The organism is Labrys miyagiensis, from assembly GCF_030160835.1.
Lineage (GTDB): Bacteria > Pseudomonadota > Alphaproteobacteria > Rhizobiales > Labraceae > Labrys > Labrys miyagiensis.
The window spans coordinates 69,076-88,862 of the sequence record NZ_BSPC01000023.1 but is presented as its reverse complement, the minus strand read 5'-3'; the positions used below and the strand labels follow the sequence as shown (position 1 = coordinate 88,862).

The following is a 19,787-nucleotide window of genomic DNA, read 5'->3' as shown; positions in this document are numbered from 1 at the left end:
TGGCCTGCCCGGCCTGCTATCAGCCGCTCAAGGCTTCCTTCACGAGCGGGCTCGTCTTGGCGAAGTCCATCTTACCGGCGAAGCGTTCCTTCAGCACGGCCATGACCTTGCCCATATCCTTGACGCCGGCTGCGCCGATCTCGGTCACGACAGCCGCGATGGCGGCCTTGGTCTCGGACACGTCCATCTGCCGGGGCAGGAAGGAGGAGAGGGTTTCGATCTCGGCCCTGGTGTTCTCCGCCATCTCGGCGCGGCCGGCCTTGGTCGCCGTCTCCAGCGTTTCCTGCGCCTGCTTGATCATCTTCTGCAGCATGGAGAGAATCTCGCTCTCCGGGATCTTGCCGTCATGCTCGCCGCCGCGCGCGGCGATGTCGCGGTCCTTCAGCCCGGCCTGGATCATGCGCACGACCGACAGGCGCGGCTTGTCGCCGCTCTTCATGGCGTCCTTGACGGCGGTGGTGAATTCCTCGCGCAGAGACATGGGTGCCTGCCTTCTTCCTTAGAATCAAAACCTTCGAAAACGGCCTGCCGCAGTGGATTATTTGCCGCTCCAAACGCAAGCCATTGTTATTGCTTGATTATTTGGTTAGCGAGAAGGGTTGACGGCAGGCCGTCCGATCCCTAATTTCCGCCGCGTCTGCCGGGCGGCGCATGCTATGCCGCCGCCATTCATCTGGCACTTAAGATGAAAATGACAGTCGCACAAGCAAGGATGAGGTCGATCGCATGGAAAATGGCTGGCAAGACGGCTGGGCAGAACCCAAGGCGACCGCTCTTCTCGTCCTCGCCGACGGCACGGTGATCGAAGGCCAGGGCCTCGGCGCCATCACCAAGGCTTCGGGCGAATTGTGCTTCAACACGGCGATGACGGGTTACGAAGAAATCCTCACCGACCCCTCCTATGCCGGCCAGATCATCACCTTCACCTTTCCCCATATCGGCAATGTCGGCGTCAATGACGAGGACATCGAGACGGTGAACATGGCCGCGAGTTCGGGCGTGCGTGGCGTGGTGCTGCATGCGCCGATCACCGAGCCCGCCAATTACCGCGCCAGCCGCCATCTCGACGGCTGGCTGAAGGCCCGCAACATCGCCGGCATCACCGGAATCGACACCCGTGCTCTGACCGCCCGCATCCGCGAGGGCGGCATGCCGAATGCGGTGCTCGCCTTCGATCCTGACGGCAATTTCGATGTCGAGGCCTTGAAGCGCGAAGCTGCCGGCCTGCCTTCGATGGACGGCCTCGACCTCGTGCCGCCTGTCACCACCGCCCAGCGTTTCGACTGGGACCAGACCACCTGGGAGTGGTCGAACGGCTATGGCCAACTCGGCACTCCGAAATATCGCGTCGTCGCCGTCGACTACGGCATCAAGCGCAACATCCTGCGCCTGCTCGCCGCTGCCGACTGCGCCGTCACGGTGGTGCCGGCCACGACGCCGGCCGAGGATATCCTTGCGCTGAAGCCCGATGGCGTCTTCCTCTCCAACGGCCCGGGGGATCCGGCTGCGACGGGCGAATATGCCGTGCCGGTGATCAAGGCCCTCCTGGAGATGGACATCCCGATCTTCGGCATCTGCCTCGGCCACCAGATGCTGGGCCTGGCGCTTGGCGCCCGTACCAAAAAGATGAAGCAGGGGCACCACGGCGCCAATCATCCGGTGAAGGACTTCACCACCGACAAGGTGGAGATCGTCTCGATGAACCACGGCTTCGCCATCGATCGCGACAGCCTGCCCGAGGGCGTCGTCGAGACGCATGCCTCGTTGTTCGACGGCTCCAATTGCGGCATCGCCCTCAAGGGCCGGCCGGTCTTCTCGGTGCAGCACCACCCCGAGGCTTCGCCCGGTCCACAGGATAGTCACTACCTCTTTAAGCGGTTTGTCGAAAACATGGCGTCCCGCCATGGTGTTGCCGCAGTTGCGCAACAAAACGCCTGACCGCAACCGGAGGAGTGTGCATGCGCGTTGGCGTCGCTTGTGTTCTTCTGGCGTTGTTTTGCGGCAGTGCGGCGGCTGAGACGGCCGATGCCCCGCTGGTTCCCCTCCCGGACTATTTCCAAAAGAGCTTCGACGCAGCAGCGGCCAGACCGCTGAAGCCTTTCACGCCCAAACCCAGGCTGATGAAGGCGATCAAGGCCTCGATCGGCCTGGACGACCTGCCGGAGATCATCACACGTGGCGTGCCCACGCCGCCGGAACGGCCGGATCTGCCGGGGACCGTGGCCGCCTATGCAGACACGCCGCTGCCGCCCGAGCGGCCCGACACTGGTATCGACATGGCGCAGCCGGCGCCCCAGCCGAACGCTCAGCCCGAGGGGCAGGCCAGCGCCACCGTACCGACGCAGCCGGAAGTGCGGCCCGGAAGCGTGATCCCGCCGGGCACGCTGACCCACGCCTTCGTGCCGCTGCCGGTCCGCCGCCCGGGCGGCATCGACGACCGCATGAGTCTCGATCCCGGCGCCAATCCGCCCCAGCCTGAGACCAAGGTCGCCATGCTCGGCGCCTTCCCCGGGGCAGGCATCGCCATCAACAACCTCGCGCGCATGACGCCTGAGGCGGCGATCGCCAAGGGTGCCTGCAGCGTGCCCCAGCCCTACCGGCTGATGGCGCTGGGGCCCAGCAGCCGCACCACGCTGGAGCCTGCCGCAACCGTCGACAGCGCCATGGTCGGTGGGCTGGTGCGCTGGGAGGCGGGGATGCAGGCGGCGGCCAGGAAGGAACTCGGCGAAAGCGTGGTGGCGATCAGGGTGGCCGCTTCCTATGACTGCCGCGGCATGAACAACATCAAGGGCGCCAAGCTCTCCGAACATGCCCACGGCAATGCCATCGATATTTCCGGCTACATCACCGCTAGCGGCAAGGAAATCACGGTGAAGAAGGATTTCTATGGCAAGGGCGCCGATGCTGCCTTCCTCAAGGATGTGCATGGAGTGACCTGCGATGTCTTCCAGGTCGTGCTCGGTCCCGGTTCCGACGGCTATCACGAAGACCATTTCCATATGGACATGGGTCACTGGAAAGCCTGCCGATAAGATTGCGCATCCTTAAGTTGCACTTATAGGGATGAGCAATCCAATGTAGGGGTGGCGCTCCGATCCCCGCCCGTCAATCAATTGGTCAGGGTTCGTCATAAAGTGGGCGTTGCCCGCTGCTATGGCGTTTGGCAGTCTTTCGCAACGCACCATGCCGCCGGGCCAACGACCATCGCTTTGGGCGGCAGAACCGGCTCCTGTCTCGACATCGGTCGCCGATCGGCGGCCCGAAAGGAAGTGACCATGACTCTCGCAGCCCGGCGCATGGCCCTGATGCTGACGACTGCCTGTTTCCTTGCCGTTCCGGCGCTGGCCCAGGCGGCCGGGCCCGATCTCACCGGCTACAAGCTCATCCTCGACGACGAATTCAAAGGCGACAAGCTGGACCTGACGAAGTGGCAGGTCGGCAAGCAGCCCAATGGCGCGCAATGGGGATCGGACAGTTATTTCATCACGATCGATCCGAAGGAACATGACAAGTTCAATCAGGTCTACACCGTCAAGGACGGCGTCCTGAACATTCGCGCCATCCATGATCCCAATTTCGTCGATCCCAACGGCTGGAAGCGCAAATGGTATTCCGGCATGATCGCGACCGCCTTCTCGAACGGCCGTAAACCGAGCGCCGTGTTCCGCGAAGGCTATGTCGAGGTCCGGCAGAAGTTCCCGACGGGCTCGGGCGTGTGGCCAGCGAACTGGGCCATCAACATGAAGTCGCAAAATGCCGGCGGCGATCCGGAAGGCACTTTCGAGATCGACGGCATCGAGGCCTATGGCAACGACATGACCGTGATGCGCTCTACCGTGCATGATTGGGGCAAGAAGACCGATTCCGGCGGCGTGAAATACAATCTGCCCGACATGTCAGCCAATTTTCATACCTATGGCTTCGAGGTCACCAAGAACGAGGTGATCTGCTATTTCGATGGCGCCGAGGTTCAGAGGCTGAAGATGCTCCGCCCCAATATGGACGACAAATTCTTCTGGATGTTCAACCTCGCCATGGGCGGCGGCTGGCCGATCGCCATGCCGGCGAGCGGGCATTACGACATGCAGATCGACTATATCCGCATCTATTCGAAGGATAAGGATGCGGTGGCGGTGAAGGCAGAGCCGGCCGTCAAGTGATGCCGCCGGTCGGCGCGAAGCTGAGCGACGGTGTGCCGACATGCCTCAACCCATCCCTATGACAGGGGCGAGGCGTTCAATGTGATGGCATGCGCCATGACCGGCCTCCGGAAGGTTGATGTCAACGCCGGGCACCGCGGAGAACATCGGGCAGTGCAGCATGGAGGGAACGGGGTTGCGGTCGTCCCGCTCGTCGCCATCCTATGCACGGGATTGAGATTGCCGCTGGCATGAGCGAAGACATGGAGATCATCCGGCGTCAGCAGCCTTGCGATGAAAGCTTCGTCGCCGACGGCAAGATCATCACAGGTCTTACTCGGCGTCGTTCCCTTCGCTCCTCTTGCGGCCCGGTGCAGGCCTGGTGCCCGTGGCCGGGCGGGCCGAGGTCTTGATAGAGGCATTGCGGGCAGCGGCCGGCTTGGCGGTAACAGGTTTGTCTTGGGGAACTTCGGCGGCAGGCTCTTCAGGAGCGGGCGTTTCAGTGGTGGGTTCGGATTCGGGGGCGACTGCCAGTGTCTCATCCGCAGGCTCGCCCGGCGCGAGCTGCGGCTCGACTTCGTCCACCGGTGTCTCGCTCGGGGTAAGGTGCGGCGCTACATCGCTTTCACCGCTCGGGAGAGCCATCGCCGCCCTATCTTCGCTGCCTTCGACAGTGGGCTCTTCAGCGGCGGGATTGGATTCGGGGGCAACCACCGGCATCTCATCCACCGGCCCGGCCGGGGCAGGCTCGGGCTCGGCTTCGTCAGCCAATGCCTCGACGGTGGCGGCGGGTGGATAGAGAATCGCCTCGACGCGGGTGGGGCGGCGCGCCGTGTCGGTCTCGCGCTCAGGCACGCCAACGGCGGCCCGCAGCAGCGGAGAGCCGTGGGCGGTCATCAGAGCCGCTTCCTTCCAGAGGTCGAGCAGCGCCCCGTAGTTCTTCCAGGAAGCCTCGATCATCCCGGCCGCCGAATATTCAAGGTGGCGGAAGGGATTGCCGTGCTGGCGCAGGAGATCAACAAGAACGATGCTCCGCTGAGTCGCCTCAGTCACGTAGTCGGCATAGCCGGTGGCGAAGTCAGCAAGGGTGCCGGTCCGCTCTCTGCCCCAACCCCCGGCGGGCCATGTCGGCCAGAAGGCTAGCAAGGGGTTGAAACTAAGAGGCCTCTTCGACCCGCCTTCGTTCACAGTACGCTCTGCGTTCATGTCGCTGGCCTCCCGGATGTCAGGAACTTGAAGTCCGTTAAAGCGTTTTGCGATTTGACGGCATCGGCAAGAATCGCAAAGACGCGTCGAAACAAAGAGTTAGAGTAAAGCAGCGTTTACGCTTAAACGCGCTTTGCTCTAGCAGATGCAGCATTTGGGCGTCAGATTTACGACGACTTGCGCAGAAGGCAGGGTGACGCAGCTTCTTGAGGCTATCGCAAGGCGAGGCGCCGCCGCCATGCCCGCCAGGGGAACAAAGGTCTCTCGTGATCCGTTTTTTGTTTCGCCGAGCTGACCTTGCGCTCACCTCTCTCGCTCTCTCGCTCGAAGCGTTCGGATGTCTCCACTTCAGAACTGGAATCCTCCAGACGCAAGCTCAGCCCCCGCGTCAGCCCGGCTGCCCAATAAGAATTGATCATGATGTCGAACTCCGTCTCGAGGCCGTCTGGCCACGGCAAATCATGTGACGGATTGTGCCGTTGGCGCCCGGAATCGACAAACGAGTTCGTCTTGAATATGTTGCCTCATTCATAAGTATTTCTTGTGAGGGTGCATGGACACGCTGCCGTCGCTGCCCGCGTTGCGCGTATTTGCCGTCGCTGGCCGGACGCTGAGTTTCACCAAGACTGCGGAGATTCTGAACGTCACGCAGGCAGCGGTGTCACATCAAATCCGCGTGCTGGAGGACCAGCTCGGTGTGCCGCTGTTCCAGCGCACCACGCGCAGCCTCAGCCTGACGGCGGCGGGCCAGCAACTGCTGCCCGCTGCGGCCGCCGCCTTCGCGCAGATCGAGCGGGCGGTTGCCGGGGTGCGCCGCGCCCAGACCCTGCTGGCAATCACCACCACGGCATCTTTCGGCGCCCGCTGGCTTGCCCCGCGCCTGCCGCGCTTCGCCGAACTGCATCCGGAAATCGAGGTATCGGTCCGCCATACCGAGACGCCGCTCGACCTGGCAGCCGAAGGGCTCGACCTCGCCATTCGCGGCGGCCTCGGCAAATGGCCGGGGCTGACGACGGAACTGCTAGGTTCCTCGGTGACGGTCCCCGTGGCCTCGCCCGACTACATCAGGCGGCTTGCTCTGACCGAGTCCGCCGATCTCGCCCGAGCCACGCTCCTCCATGACGGCGATCGCAGTGACTGGCGCGAATGGCTGATCGTGGCCCATCTCGATCCCGCTCTCGCACAGAGCGGGCCGGTGTACGATGACGACAATGTGCTGATCGAGTTGGCGCTGGCCGGGCAGGGGGTCGGGCTGGCCGTCGGCAGCGTTGTCGAGACCCTGTTGAAAGAGGGGCGGCTCGTGGCTCTGTTCGACCGCCAGGTCACGCTGAGCTATGGCTATTATCTCGCCTATCCACCGGGCGCTCTCGCCTTGCCGAAAGTGGCAGCCTTCAGGCGCTTCGCCCTCGCGCAGGCGCGCGCAAGCGAGGGCAGTCCTCGGGCCCGCCTGGACTAAGGGGCCGTTAGAGCAAAATGCGTTCAGGCAGGAGCGGATTTCGAAATTAACTTACTGGTATCAAAAGCATTTTGCGATTCTTGGTGATTCGATCTGAAAACAAAACGCCCTAGAAAAATCAGTGAATCGGAATGCGGGTATTGAGATTGCAGGAGAGGCGCGGAGCTGGAAGCGCTATTCTTAAACGATCCCTCGGTTATCCGGTCAAACCGGTCGTCGGCGACCGGATCAATCGACGACACACCGCGACCTCCTCCGCCGGTGATACACCCCGTTGGTGTTCATTGACACAAAAAGAGAACGGGTCTTGACTTTCGTTCGTTGTCATGTTTTATTCCTTAACGGAATGAGGCGTCAGCAGCCGGCGCAGGTACAACCCGGCTCCGAACGCCTCCATCCACCCCGACAGCCTATCCAAGCGGTGGGCGAACGCGGAGGCGGTGCTTCTCTGGAAGCCGGCCTCCAGGGGTGACGAGCGGGACAGACGGGATCGGCACCCCATGGAAGTGCCACGCGATCCCTGGACGGGCCGTGACGGGCTTGAGCCCGGCAACGCCTTCGTCCCATCTCCCGCCGATGCGGTGAAGACGGCCTATGCCACTGTCCGGCCAGGACTGCAGCGCTGAGCCCCTTGACCGAGCCGGCTGGCTCAGGTTCGGATGGTCCGTGCCATCCGCTCCCGGCTTGCCTCCGCCTTCGGAAGGCGGAAAAACAGGTGGCCTTGCACGCCTTGTCAGCGGGCCAGGCAGCCGGAACGGGGCGATGGCGGCTCGCACCGACAGTGCGGCCTGCATCTTCCATGATCTTGCATTCACGGCTGCTCCGCAGCCGCCATCGCCCGGTCTCCCTCATCAACCCAGCCGGAAAGGGCGTGGGAACGAGAGCGTTTGCGCGTTGTGGTGGGAAGGCGGCGGAGGCCAAAGAAGCTGACGCTTGGGGATCGTCAAGAAATCAGTGACTCGGCAAGCCGGTGTTCAGCGAGCAGGAGAGGCGCGCAAGCGTCGCGTTTGCAACACTTATTCTTTGACGATCCCTAAACGACAGGATTTTCGAGTCGGGCGTTGAAGACTTGTCTGCGGCTACCAGCACTTCAACCCGCGCGGCACCGGCGACAGGCTTGCCTGCGTGTCGTTGCCGTCCCAGAAGCGCTTGTCATTGCCGAGCGTATAGGCGGCCTCAGCCGCGAGGTCGCAGGTGACCTGGAGCGAGGCGGGCGAGACCTCGCCGGCCGCGTGGTAGTCTTGGCCGAGGACCTCGATTCGCAGGATGTCGCCATCGGGCGAGGCCGGACCGGTGTCGTCGGTGCTGAGATAGAAGCGCCCGCCCTCGTCGGTGGTGGTGGCGATGGTGTGGCTGGGGCGGTTGGCAGAGGTGATGCGCACCTGCGTGCCCGCCACGGGCCTGCCCTTGTCGAGAAGGCGCCCGGTGATTCCGATCCGGGCCGGTCGTTCCAGCGGCCGGTCGGTCTGGCAGGCGGCGAGGGCTGCACAGACGGTGATCAGGGCAAGAATCGGCTTCATTTCAAGGATCTTCGTGGCGGTGGCGGGAAACTCGTCAAGCTTCGCGTTGATTTCATGGCAGAACCGCGCCGCGCCCCTTTCCCCACAGGCCAAAATGGTTTAGTCGAACCGCTCGATCCGCCCGGTGCCGTGGAGCCTCCTCCGCGGCTTTTTCATGCCGGCCCTCTTATTTCGGACGAGCAATGCCAAAACGTAGCGATATTTCCTCCATCCTGATCATAGGCGCCGGCCCGATCGTCATCGGCCAGGCCTGTGAATTCGACTATTCGGGCACGCAGGCCGTCAAGGCGCTGCGCGAGGAGGGCTATCGCGTCATCCTGGTCAATTCCAACCCCGCCACCATCATGACGGATCCGGATCTGGCCGATGCCACCTATGTCGAGCCGATCACCCCGGAGATTGTCGCCAAGATCATCGAGAGGGAGCGGCCCGACGCGCTGCTGCCGACCATGGGCGGCCAGACGGCGCTGAACACGGCGCTGAAGCTTGCCGAGATGGGCGTGCTCGACAAGTTCGGCGTAGAGATGATCGGCGCCGATGCCGACGCCATCGACAAGGCCGAGGACCGCGAGCGCTTCCGCGAGGCCATGGGCAAGATCGGCCTGGAGACGCCACGCTCGCGCCTGGCCCACAGCCTCGGCGAAGCGCTGGACGCGCTCGACTTCATCGGCCTGCCCGCCATCATCCGCCCCTCCTTCACGCTGGGCGGCACCGGTGGCGGCATCGCCTACAACAAGGCCGAGTTCATCGACATCATCGAGCGCGGCCTCGACGCCTCTCCCACCTCGCAGGTGCTGGTGGAGGAGAGCGTGCTCGGCTGGAAGGAGTTCGAGATGGAGGTCGTCCGCGACAAGGCGGACAATGCCATCATCGTCTGCTCCATCGAGAACATCGATCCGATGGGCGTGCATACGGGCGATTCCATCACCGTCGCCCCGGCGCTGACGCTGACGGACAAGGAATACCAGATCATGCGCAACGCCTCGATCGCGGTGCTGCGCGAGATCGGCGTGGAGACCGGCGGCTCCAACGTGCAGTTCGCCGTCAATCCGGCCGATGGACGCCTCGTCGTCATCGAGATGAACCCGCGCGTGTCGCGCTCCTCGGCGCTCGCCTCCAAGGCCACGGGCTTTCCGATCGCCAAGGTCGCCGCCAAGCTCGCCGTTGGCTACACGCTCGACGAGATCGAGAACGACATCACGGGCGGCGCCACGCCGGCTTCCTTCGAGCCGACCATCGATTACGTGGTCACCAAGATCCCGCGCTTCGCCTTCGAGAAGTTCCCGGGCGCCGAGCCGATCCTCTCCACAGCGATGAAGTCGGTGGGCGAGGCGATGGCCATCGGCCGCACCTTCCAGGAAAGCCTGCAGAAGGCACTGCGTTCGCTGGAGACCGGGCTGAACGGCCTCGACGAGATCGAGATCGAGGGCCTCGGCCAGGGCGACGACAAGAACGCCATCCGCGCCGCGCTCGGCAAGCCGACCCCGGACCGCCTGCTCAACGTCGCGCAGGCCATGCGCCTCGGCCTTTCCGATGTCGAGATCCATGGCGTGTGCAAGATCGACTCCTGGTTCCTCGCCCAGATCCGCGGCATCGTCGAGACCGAGCAGAAGGTCAAGCGGGCCGGCCTGCCCAAAACGCCGGGCGCCCTGCGCTCCCTCAAGGCGATGGGCTTTGCCGATCGTCGCCTCGATGCGCTCGCCGGGGTTCCGGAAGGAACGGTCAAGAAACTCCGCTCCGAGCTCGGCGTGCAGCCGGTGTTCAAGCGCATCGACACCTGCGCGGCCGAGTTCGCCTCGCCCACCGCCTATATGTATTCGACCTACGCCCCGCCCTTCGCCGGCACGCTGGCCGATGAAGCCCGCCCCTCCGACCGGAAGAAGGTGGTGATCCTCGGCGGCGGCCCCAACCGCATCGGCCAGGGCATCGAGTTCGACTATTGCTGCTGCCATGCCTGCTTCGCGCTCTCGGATGCGGGCTACGAGACCATCATGATCAACTGCAATCCGGAGACGGTGTCGACGGATTACGATACCTCGGACCGGCTCTATTTCGAGCCGCTGACGGCCGAGGACGTGCTGGAGATCCTCAAGCTCGAACAGTCGAACGGCACGCTGCATGGCGTGATCGTGCAATTCGGCGGCCAGACGCCGCTGAAGCTCGCGGCCGCCCTGGAAGAGGCCGGCATTCCCATCCTCGGCACCACGCCCGACGCCATCGACCTCGCCGAGGACCGCGACCGCTTCAAGCGCCTCCTCGACAAGCTCGGCCTGCGCCAGCCCAAGAATGGCATCGCCTATTCGGTGGAGCAGGCGCGCATGGTGGTCGCGGATCTCGGCCTGCCGCTGGTGGTGCGTCCCTCCTATGTGCTCGGCGGGCGCGCCATGGCGATCATCCGCGACGAGGCGACCTTCGACGACTATCTGCTCGGCACGCTGCCGCAGATGGTGCCGCCGGAAGTCAAGCTGCGCTATCCCAACGACAAGACCGGCCAGATCAACACGCTGCTCGGCAAGAATCCGCTGCTGTTCGACCGCTATCTCTCCGATGCGATCGAGGTCGACGTCGACTGCCTTTCCGACGGCAAGCAAGTCTTCATCGCCGGCATCATGGAGCATATCGAGGAAGCCGGCATCCATTCGGGCGACTCGGCCTGCTCGCTGCCGCCGCGCTCGCTGAGCCCGGAGATCCTCGCCGAGCTGGAGCGCCAGTCCAAGGCGATGGCGCTGGCGCTCGATGTCGGCGGCCTGATGAACGTGCAATATGCCATCAAGGACGGCGAGATCTATGTGCTCGAGGTCAATCCGCGCGCCTCGCGCACGGTGCCCTTCGTCGCCAAGGTGATCGGCGAGCCGATCGCCAAGATCGCTGCCCGCGTGATGGCCGGTGAGAGCCTGGCCTCCTTCAACCTCACGAAGAAGAAGCTCGACCATATCGCGGTAAAGGAAGCGGTATTCCCCTTCGCCCGCTTCCCGGGCGTCGACACGGTGCTCGGCCCGGAGATGCGCTCGACCGGCGAGGTCATCGGCCTCGACCGCGACTACGCCGTGGCCTTCGCCAAGAGCCAGCTCGGCGGTGGCACCTCGGTGCCGACGGGCGGTACGGTGTTCGTCTCGGTGAAGGAGAGCGACAAGGCGCGCATCCTCGATTCGATCCGCAGCCTCGCCGAACTCGGCTTCGCGATCACCGCCACCGACGGCACGCAGCGCTTCCTGGCGGGGCATGGCGTGACGGCGACGCGCGTCAACAAGGTGCTGGAGGGGCGCCCGCACATCGTCGATGCCATCAAGAATGGCGGGGTGCAGCTGGTGTTCAACACCACCGAGGGGGCGCAGGCCCTGCAGGACTCGCGTTCGCTGCGTCGCGCCGCCCTCTTGCATAAAGTCCCATATTACACCACTCTCTCTGGAGCCATAGCGGCTGCACAGGGTATCAAGGCCTATATGGGCGGCGATCTGGAAGTCAGACCCCTGCAGTCCTATTTCTGAAGAGAGCGCCTGCCCCCGGCCGGGGAGGGCGCTAAAACTTTGCGATAAGATGCGTGTGTCGCGCAGGATTTCCGGTCCGGCGCGCGCGTGCCTTTTGCGTTTTGAAGAGAAGACGAAGCAATGGACAAGATCCCGATGACGCCGGCAGGCTACGCCGCGCTCGAGGCAGAGTTGAGGGAACGCCAGCAGATCGAACGCCCGCGCATCATCGCGGCGATTTCCGAGGCGCGTTCCCATGGCGACCTTTCCGAAAATGCCGAGTATCACGCCGCCAAGGAGGCCCAGGGCCACAATGAGGGCCGCGTCGCTGAGCTCGAAGACCAATTGTCGCGTGCCGAAGTGATCGACGTCACCAAATTGTCCGGGGATACCGTCAAGTTCGGCGCGCGCGTCACGCTGATCGACGAGGATACCGAGGAGAAAAAGACCTATCAGATCGTGGGCGAGAGCGAGGCCGATGTCCGCTCCGGCAAGATCTCGATCGGCTCGCCCCTGGCGCGCGCGCTGGTGGGCAAGAAGATGGGCGTCTCCGTCGAGGTGAACACACCCAAGGGCCCCAAGGCTTATGAGATCGCCAACGTCGCCTGGAACTGAATTTTTTCCAGGTCCGGGTGTTTGCTAAGTATGGACGCCGCATTCCGTTGGGGTGCGGCGTTTATCGTGCTGGCAAGGCCGCCTCCGCGTCACGCGAAATTGCCTCGATAGACGCACCATGGCGTTCTATAAAGAACAGAACTATTTCTTGAGGAGAGTGTCATGACCACGGGTATGATCGCGCGCCGGGCTTTTCTCGCATTCGGCGCCAGTCTGATGCTGGCCGGTTGCGCCACCTCCTATGCCGATGTGGCCAGCCTTCCCGTCATCAGGGCGGTGCATGTCAGCGGCGGTGGCAATCTGTGGCTGCAGACCATGCCGCCCTTCGTGCAGCGCAACCTCATCAAGCAGCTCGGCCCGCGCTACCAGCCTGGCGCCAAGGGCGGCGCGATATTGACGGTGCAACTGACCGACATCAGCTTCCCGACCGATTCCGACGCCGGCATCATCAGTTGGGACAGTGTCGATACCCTCGATGGCCGGATAACGCTGACCTCTTCTTCGGGCGCCGTGCTGAGGAGCTTCCCGCTGTTTTCGTCCACCACCTCGGTGGATGCGGCAGCGGAAGTCCCGATGCCCACGCCGCGCCGCTATGATTGGCTGGCTTCGAGCTACGCGCACTGGGTGCTGAGCAAGCTGGGGTAAGCTGGGAGCGGGGATATCTCAGCGACATGCTTGCATGTCGCGGTGTCCTCTCGTGAAGCGCCAGAGTTCGAGAATGAGGCAGCAACTCGCCGTCGAGCGCCACTTCCATCGCGCGGCGGTTCAAGAGCGGACAGGATGTCCGCACTCCCAGTTACGCCGTCTCGCCGAGATCCAGCTCCAGCGGCACGATCGGATCGTCCTTGATGGAGCGCAGTGTGAGCGCCGTCTTCACATTGCGCACGGCCGGCGCCGCCGTCAGTTCCGCCACGAAGGACTGGAAGGAGCGCAGGTCCCGCGCCACGCATTTCAGCACGAAATCGATGTCGCCCGACAGCATCCAGCATTCGCGCACCAGCGGCTGGCTCCTCACGTAGCTCTCGAAGGAGGAGAGGTCGGCGCCGGCCTGCGAGGTGAGATTGACCATGGCGAAGATGGTGATCTCATAGCCCAGCGAGGCTTCGTCGAGGATGGTGCGATAGCCCTTGATCACGCCCGCATCCTCCAGCGCGCGCACGCGGCGCAGGCAGGGCGGGGCCGAGATGCCGACACGCTTGGCCAATTCCACATTGGTCATACGGCCGTCGGCCTGAAGTTCCGCTAAGATTTTCCAGTCGACGGCGTCAAGGCGTGCGCGCACGATAAGCTTTCCGGTTGCGAACAGGTAAGCCGTCCTAAACCGGGAGGAGGGGGCAGGCAAGCATCTTTGTTACGCAGAGCGGTTTGTTCTGTGAAACAAACTTGCGCAACGGTCTCGCGCAAGGTGAGCGGCTGCAGCAAAACCAGTGCGCTGCAACCGAAATTTGCACGATACTTATCTGCGTCGACTCACTCATCCAGCTCGAAGCGCACGGAGACGGTGACGTTGAGGGTGTTTGAGCCGGACTCGATCGGCACTGCCGCCGTCGCCATCCTGGCCCGATAGACGGCCCCGACCACCGGTCCGGCATTCTCGCTCAGTTCAACCAGTTTGCCGAGCTTGAGGCCGGCTGCATCGGCGTAGATCTGCGCCTTGCGCCGCGCATCCGCCAGGGCCGCCTTGCGTGCATCGTCGAGCAGGGCGGAAGGGTTGGAGACATCGAACTGGATGCCGTCGATGGAATTGGCGCCGGCCGTGACGGCCTTGTCGAGCACGTCGCCGAGCTTAGGCAGGTCATGCAGTGTGACATTCACCGTATTCGCCACCGTGTAGCCGGTGATCGAAGGGCTGTCGTCGGAGCTCGACAGGGAACTGTTCTGCGGACGCAGGATCTGCGGCTGCACGGTGAAACCCGAGGTCTGCAGGTCCTTGGCATCGATCCCGGCGCCCTTGAGCGCGGCGAGGACATCACCGGTGGTCTTCGAATTGGCGGCAAGAACCTCATTGGCAACCTTGCCGGCATTCTCGACGCCGATGCTGACATAGGCGACATCCGGCTTCGCGCTGACCGAGGCCTCGCCGGTGATCGAGATCGAACGCTTGAGGTCGTCGGCATGGGCGAGGCCAAGCGAGCCCGCCAGCAGAAAGACAGCAAGGGCAGGGCGGGCAAGGAGGGACGGTCGCATGGCGGAACTCCGGAAACGAAATGGTGTGGAACGGCAAGCTTGCAACCGAAGGCGGCGGCATGATGACGGCAAGCGGGCTGTGAACGGAAAGCGTCAAGCGGATTGAACCCAAGCAAGACTCTGCCTATAGATGCGCCGTCTGGCACAGCCGGGCCTGTAGCTCAATGGTTAGAGCCGGCCGCTCATAACGGTCTGGTTGGGGGTTCAAGTCCCTCCGGGCCCACCAGATTTCGTCCTCCGCCTCACTCCCCCAACAGATGGTTCAGCAGTGCCGCCAGCCTCGCTCCGCCGGTGGCGAGCTGCAGGTCTATCGTCGGCTGCACTGCCTTCTGGTAGTCGGCGCCGATATTGACCGAGGCGCCGGCTGCGGGGGCTGGCGTCATCTTGTAAAGGCGCTGGGCGACGACGTGGCATTCGTCCACCCAGGTCGCGGCCCAGTCGCCATAGACGGTCGGCGCCGGCAGCTTGGCGAAGAGGCGAGCTTCTAGATCGTCCGCATAGACGCCCCAGGAATAGGCATGGGCGTTGATCAGCGCGTCGTCCCAGATCGCATGCAGGTTGGTCTGCACGACGGGCAGCGGCTTGCCGTCGGGGCCGTCGATGGCCAGCGTCACGGGCACGAGATTGGCACCACTGTCGTTGTCGCGCTCGGCGCAGTGGAAGGGCTGCGTGCTGTCGCCGACGAGGTGGATCAGCATCATCAGCGCCTGGCGATGCTCGGCCTCGTCGCGATGCGGATCGGCGAGGATGGCGCTTTCCAGGCGCAGGGCCGAGACGAGGCAGGCGCCCTTGCAATCATCCTCGCTATAGGCCGGCTTGGCGACGTCGATATCGATGAAATGCCAGGCCTGCGTGGAGGCGCCTTCGGGGCGGAACTTGTAGTCGTCGGCCCAGCTCGCGACACCGGCCATCGACGCGCCGGCCAGGAGTTCGCGCACGGCGTCGGCCGCCTTCGGCGTCAGATGGCGCTGCGCGAGTTCGGCCACGACCGAATGCCCGCGGTCACCCCAGGCAAGAGCGGGGCCGGAGCTGATGGCAAGCGCGAGGCAGAGGGACAATCCGAGGAGAATTCGGCGCATCGAAGGAACTCCGCTCATCGAAGGATGCTGGAGCATCGACCCTTCGCGTGACGAGGGAGTGACGGGGGCAGCGGAGGAAGGTGGCGTGCGCGCCGGCACAGAAATTCGTTCGCAGGCAAACGATATCCACGCCAACACATCGCGGCCACAGGGGCCGGGAGTGGACTTTCGGTGTTGCAATGTTCTTCGATATCTTCCGGCTCGGCCTCATTCACGCAGCCGCCCTCATTTCCGTCGCCGCCTTGACCTGCCGGGACCAGATCGTGCTGCGAGCGTTGCTTGTCGTCTCGACGCTGCTCTACATCCTCTATTATTTCGTGGTGCCCGAAGTCCTGCTCTGGGATGCGATCTTCTGGACCGCCGTCAATCTGGGCGTGAATCTCTTCATGATGAGCAGCCTGCTGCTTGCCCGCACGCAGTTCCGCCTGAGCGAGGACGAGCGCCGGCTGTTCGCCGCCTTCGGCCCGCTCTCGCCGGGCGAGTTCCGCGCGCTGATGAAGATCGCCACCTGGCGCAGGGCCGAGACCACGCAGATCCTGCTGCGGGAAGGCGCCCCGGTGGAGAAGGTCTATTACGTGCTGGATGGCACGCCGAAGGTCACCAAGGCTGGCCGCAGCTTCCCGCTCCGCCCGTTCGCCTTCATCGGGGAGATCGGCTTCCTGCGCAAGGCGCCGGCCAGCGCGACCGTTACGGTCGAGCCCGGCGCCTGCTATGTCGAATGGCCGGCCAAGGCGCTGCAGGCCCTGCAGCTGCGTCGGCCGCTGATCAAGGTCGCGCTCGACGGCCTGCTCGCCTCCGACATGGCCGCCAAGATGGCGGCGGCGTGAGGCTGAGGCGTGGCTGAACTGCCGGTCAGGCCGAGACCCGCAGCACTATCTTGCCATGCGGGCGTGGTCTGGTGCCCTCCAGCATTTCATGCGCGATGCGCGCCTCTGCGAGCGGCAGCACCAGCCCGACATTAGTCTTGAGCTTGCCGGCGGTGATCAGGCCGGCGATCTCGTCGAGGCGCTGCGTGGTCACCTCGACCAGGAAGAAGCCGGCGGTGACGCCATGCCGAGCGGCCAGCGCCTGGTCAGGCTGCGAGACGGCGGAGACAAGAGAGCCGCCCCGCTTCAGCACGGCGAAGGAGCGTGTCTGCGTTTCTCCGCCAACGAGGTCGATGACTGCATCGAGATCACCGGTGACATCCTCGAAGCGCTCGTTACGGAAATCCACCACGACATCGGCGCCAAGGCCACGCACGGTTTCGAGATCGTCCGCGCCGGCGGTGGCGAGGACATGAAGGCCGGCCTGATGAGCCATCTGCACCGCGAAGGCCCCGACATTGCCGGCCGCGCCGTGGATCAGCACGCTCTCCCCGGCCTTGAGATGCGCCTGCTCGAACAAGGCCTGCCAGGCGGTGACGGCGATCACCGGCACTGAGGCCGCCTCGACATCGTCGAGGGCTGCTGGCTTGCGGGCGATCATTGCGGCACTCGCAATGGCATAATCGGCATAGGCGTCGGTGAAGCGGGGATTGGTGACGCCGAACACCTGTTCGCCCGCCTGGAAGCCACTGACGCCGGAGCCGATGGCGGCGACGATGCCGGAGAGATCGGAGCCGAGCGTCAGCGGCAAGGGCTGGGGCAGGGCGCTCTTGCCGGAGCGGATCCAGCCGTCCCAGGGGCCGACGCCCGCGGCCTTTACCTCAACCAGCACCTGGTTCTCGCCGGGCGCGGGAATGGCGATCTCTTCCAGGCTGATAACGCCGGGTGCTCCAAATCGGTTGACGCGGGCTGCCTTCATCCGGGCGGGAAGAGACGAATTCATAGCTTGGCTTCCTTGATCTGCATGTCCGGGACAACGGGCGTCGGTGCGCGGTGACGCCTTCGCGAAGGCCGGTTTTCATGGTGAGCAGGCTGAGCACAGGACATGACTAACCCGCTTGCCCCGCCCGCGAAAGCTGATATTGGCTATATCAATTGGTCAAAAAAGCACCGACTCAAGGGGCGCTGGAGCAAAGCGCGTTTAAGCGTAAACGCTGCCTTTGCTCTCACTCTTTGTTTCGACGCGTCTTTGCGATTCTTGCCGATTCCGTCAAATCGCAAAACGTTTTAACCGGCTGCCTTGCTGCGCCGAGCGAGATCGACATGACTTCCCCCCGGCCGGCCGGCATCGGCAGCGCGAACGTCAGGATGGGCATAGGCCTTTATCTGACCGGCGTGTTCTTCTTCGCCCTCAACGATGCACTCGGCAAATGGCTGGTGACCGATTATTCCGTAGGCCAACTGATGCTGCTGCGCTCGGTCGGCGCGGCCGTGGTGCTGGTCCCGATGGTCTGGCACCTCAGGATCGACCTGTTCGATTTCAGCCAGTGGCGGCTGCAGATCCTGCGCATCCTGTGCATGGCCGGCGACACCTTCGCCTTCTACTATTCCACCCGCACCATGCCGCTCGCCGATGTGATGACCTTCTATATGGCGGCGCCCTTGATCATCACTGCGCTGTCGGTGCCGCTGCTGGGCGAGAAGGTCGAACCTTTCCGCTGGGCAGCGGTGGTCGCCGGCTTTGTCGGCGTCGTTATCGCTCTGCAGCCTTCCGCAGCCCTGTTCTCCTCGTCCTCGCCGATCGCCCTGTTCGGCGCCCTGATGTTCGGTCTTGCCGTTACGGTGACGCGGCGGCTCCGGCGCACCCATTGGCTGCCGCTGGTGGTCTGGCAATTCGCCGGCGCGGCGGTGATCGGCGGCGCTACGCTGCCCTTTGCCTGGACAACGCCCGATTGGTTCGACACCGGCCTGATGTTCCTCGTCGGCATCGTCGCCATGGTCTGCTTCATCTGCATCACCCGGGCGCTCGCCATGGCGCCTGCGGCAACGCTCGCCCCGTTCCAATATTCGGCCATGGTGTGGGCGACGCTGATGGGCTGGCTGGTCTGGCGCGACGTGCCGACGCTGCCGATCATCATCGGCAATGCCATCATCATCGGCAGCGGGCTGTTCGTGTTCTACGTGGACCGCTCGGCAAGGCCCGTCCCGGCGGAGTGATCAACTCACCGGCGGCACCGTCGAGCCGCGGAACACCAGGTCCACCGGCCAGATTTCGGTGAGCGTGGCCGGATCGGCGCCGCTGGTAACCGCCATGGCGATCTCGGCAACGCGCATGCCGGCGGCGTGGATGGAAGAGAAGGTGGTGGTAAGCGGCGGCGTCAGGGTTTCCGGGCGAATGGCGTCGAGGCCGTCGTCATGAGCAATGATCGACAGATCCTTGCCGATGATGCGGCCGGTGTCGCGGGCCGCGCGCATTGCCCCCAGCGCCGCGAAGATCGACGAGCAGAGCAGGGCGGTCGGCGGGGTTGGCAGGTCGAACAGGTTGCGGGCGAGGCGATAGCCGTTTTCCTCGGTCATGCGGGCGCTGCATTCGAGCTCCGGCGGAGCGGGCAGGCCGCGCTCGCCGAGTGCCTTGCGCCAGCCTTCCGAGCGGTGCATGGCGAAGGTGTAGTTCAAGCTCTCGTTGATGAGGCCGATGCTGCGGTGGCCGAGATCCAGCAACAGGGTGGTCGCCTGGAAGAAGGCTGCCTCATTGTCGATGTCGAGATGCGCGTAGGGGAGGTTGGTCAGGCAGCGGCCATGCACCACCAAGGGCATGCCCAAGCGCTGCAGCAGCGCAATTCTCGGATCGTCCACCGTGGGAGAGGACAGCACCACCGCATCGACGGAGCGGATGCGGGCGAGGCGCCGGTAGGTTCCCGCCTCGTCGCCATGCGCGGAAGAGACTAGCACGTCATTATCGGCCAGCGAGCACTGGCTGGCGACCCCGGCGAGGAAATCGGTGAAGATCGGGTCGAGCAGCATGTTGCGCTCGGCGGAGAAGACGATGCCGATGGCGCCGGCCCGGCCGGTCGCGAGCTTGCGGGCGCTTGCATTGGGGCGGTACTGGAATTGCTCGGCGGCCTCGAGCACACGCTGGCGCGTCGCCTCACCCACCTCCGGAAAACCGTTGAGTGCACGACTGACGGTCGTCTGCGACAGGCCCAGATGTTCGGAAAGTTCCTTCAAGTTCACCGTAACGATCCTTCCAGGCCTTCTCGCTTCTCTCTGTCGGTAGACTTTCGTTGCTTGCCGGCTTGACTTGCCGGCGCC

The 19,787-nt window shown here is 64.1% G+C and carries 18 protein-coding genes and 1 tRNA gene; 11 read left to right on the top strand and 8 right to left on the bottom strand.

Translation table 11 applies throughout. The annotated features are described in order from the left end of the window. Positions 1-19: 19 nt before the first annotated feature. Positions 20-481 (bottom strand): GatB/YqeY domain-containing protein, encoded by a 462-nt coding sequence (locus QQL24_RS12700; protein WP_284312467.1) that lies wholly within the window; start codon positions 479-481, stop codon positions 20-22. A 245-nt stretch (positions 482-726) separates the two neighbouring features. Between QQL24_RS12700 and carA the strand changes: the two genes are divergently transcribed. The 3 genes from carA (at position 727) to QQL24_RS12685 (ending at position 4,160) form a co-directional block, all read left to right on the top strand. Further along, entirely contained in the window at positions 727-1,938 is a 1,212-nt protein-coding gene (gene carA / locus QQL24_RS12695; RefSeq protein WP_284312466.1) for a glutamine-hydrolyzing carbamoyl-phosphate synthase small subunit, read from the top strand. A gap of 20 nt (positions 1,939-1,958) precedes the next feature. Next, entirely contained in the window at positions 1,959-3,032 is a 1,074-nt protein-coding gene (locus QQL24_RS12690) for an extensin-like domain-containing protein (RefSeq protein ID WP_284312464.1), read from the top strand. Between the two features lie 243 nt (positions 3,033-3,275). Beyond that, positions 3,276-4,160, top strand: coding sequence for a glycoside hydrolase family 16 protein (locus QQL24_RS12685; RefSeq protein WP_284312463.1), 885 nt, complete (start codon positions 3,276-3,278; stop codon positions 4,158-4,160). 312 nt (positions 4,161-4,472) lie between these two features. On the opposite strand, the gene QQL24_RS12680 is transcribed toward QQL24_RS12685, so the two are convergent. Then, entirely contained in the window at positions 4,473-5,345 is an 873-nt protein-coding gene (locus QQL24_RS12680; protein ID WP_284312462.1) for a hypothetical protein, read from the bottom strand. A 553-nt stretch (positions 5,346-5,898) separates the two neighbouring features. Here QQL24_RS12680 and QQL24_RS12675 point away from each other — a divergent pair. Together QQL24_RS12675 and QQL24_RS12670 are read left to right on the top strand one after the other, a co-directional pair. Then, positions 5,899-6,801: a LysR substrate-binding domain-containing protein gene (locus QQL24_RS12675; protein ID WP_284312461.1), complete on the top strand. Its 903-nt coding sequence runs from the start codon at positions 5,899-5,901 to the stop codon at positions 6,799-6,801. Positions 6,802-7,301: 500 nt separating this feature from the next. Further along, on the top strand, positions 7,302-7,427 hold the full coding sequence (locus tag QQL24_RS12670) for a hypothetical protein (protein ID WP_284312460.1): 126 nt from the start codon (positions 7,302-7,304) through the stop codon (positions 7,425-7,427). Positions 7,428-7,880: 453 nt separating this feature from the next. Here QQL24_RS12670 and QQL24_RS12665 read toward each other — a convergent pair whose 3' ends face one another. Then, positions 7,881-8,321, bottom strand: a complete 441-nt coding sequence (locus QQL24_RS12665; protein WP_284312459.1) for a transthyretin-like family protein — start codon at positions 8,319-8,321, stop codon at positions 7,881-7,883. Positions 8,322-8,503: 182 nt separating this feature from the next. Between QQL24_RS12665 and carB the strand changes: the two genes are divergently transcribed. The 3 genes from carB (at position 8,504) to QQL24_RS12650 (ending at position 13,048) form a co-directional block, all read left to right on the top strand. Beyond that, the gene (carB, locus tag QQL24_RS12660; RefSeq protein ID WP_284312457.1) at positions 8,504-11,809 is read left to right on the top strand and encodes a carbamoyl-phosphate synthase large subunit; all 3,306 of its coding nucleotides are present in this window, start codon (positions 8,504-8,506) and stop codon (positions 11,807-11,809) included. A 120-nt stretch (positions 11,810-11,929) separates the two neighbouring features. Next, complete coding sequence (gene greA / locus QQL24_RS12655; RefSeq protein ID WP_284312455.1) at positions 11,930-12,403, top strand: transcription elongation factor GreA; 474 nt, start codon at positions 11,930-11,932, stop codon at positions 12,401-12,403. A 162-nt stretch (positions 12,404-12,565) separates the two neighbouring features. Beyond that, on the top strand, positions 12,566-13,048 hold the full coding sequence (locus tag QQL24_RS12650; protein WP_284312454.1) for a hypothetical protein: 483 nt from the start codon (positions 12,566-12,568) through the stop codon (positions 13,046-13,048). A 151-nt stretch (positions 13,049-13,199) separates the two neighbouring features. Here the strand turns inward: QQL24_RS12650 and QQL24_RS12645 are convergent, their stop codons facing one another. Both QQL24_RS12645 and QQL24_RS12640 read right to left on the bottom strand, forming a co-directional pair. Continuing rightward, entirely contained in the window at positions 13,200-13,685 is a 486-nt protein-coding gene (locus tag QQL24_RS12645) for an Lrp/AsnC family transcriptional regulator (protein WP_284312453.1), read from the bottom strand. 188 nt (positions 13,686-13,873) lie between these two features. Further along, positions 13,874-14,590 carry an SIMPL domain-containing protein gene (locus tag QQL24_RS12640; protein ID WP_284312452.1) on the bottom strand — a complete coding sequence of 239 codons (717 nt, stop codon included), beginning with the start codon at positions 14,588-14,590 and terminating at the stop codon, positions 13,874-13,876. Between the two features lie 150 nt (positions 14,591-14,740). On the opposite strand from QQL24_RS12640, the gene QQL24_RS12635 reads away from it, so the two are divergent. After that, positions 14,741-14,816 (top strand) — tRNA-Ile (locus tag QQL24_RS12635). A 16-nt stretch (positions 14,817-14,832) separates the two neighbouring features. On the opposite strand, the gene QQL24_RS12630 is transcribed toward QQL24_RS12635, so the two are convergent. Continuing rightward, a complete protein-coding gene (locus QQL24_RS12630) occupies positions 14,833-15,669 on the bottom strand; it encodes a S1/P1 nuclease (protein ID WP_284312451.1) in 837 nt (278 codons plus the stop codon). A gap of 179 nt (positions 15,670-15,848) precedes the next feature. Between QQL24_RS12630 and QQL24_RS12625 the strand changes: the two genes are divergently transcribed. Then, on the top strand, positions 15,849-16,496 hold the full coding sequence (locus tag QQL24_RS12625) for a cyclic nucleotide-binding domain-containing protein (RefSeq protein WP_284312450.1): 648 nt from the start codon (positions 15,849-15,851) through the stop codon (positions 16,494-16,496). 25 nt (positions 16,497-16,521) lie between these two features. Here QQL24_RS12625 and QQL24_RS12620 read toward each other — a convergent pair whose 3' ends face one another. After that, positions 16,522-17,478 carry an NADP-dependent oxidoreductase gene (locus tag QQL24_RS12620; protein ID WP_284312449.1) on the bottom strand — a complete coding sequence of 319 codons (957 nt, stop codon included), beginning with the start codon at positions 17,476-17,478 and terminating at the stop codon, positions 16,522-16,524. 320 nt (positions 17,479-17,798) lie between these two features. On the opposite strand from QQL24_RS12620, the gene QQL24_RS12615 reads away from it, so the two are divergent. Further along, entirely contained in the window at positions 17,799-18,692 is an 894-nt protein-coding gene (locus QQL24_RS12615; protein ID WP_284312448.1) for a DMT family transporter, read from the top strand. Here the strand turns inward: QQL24_RS12615 and QQL24_RS12610 are convergent, their stop codons facing one another. After that, positions 18,693-19,709, bottom strand: coding sequence for a substrate-binding domain-containing protein (locus tag QQL24_RS12610; protein WP_284312447.1), 1,017 nt, complete (start codon positions 19,707-19,709; stop codon positions 18,693-18,695). Between the last annotated feature and the right edge of the window lie 78 nt (positions 19,710-19,787).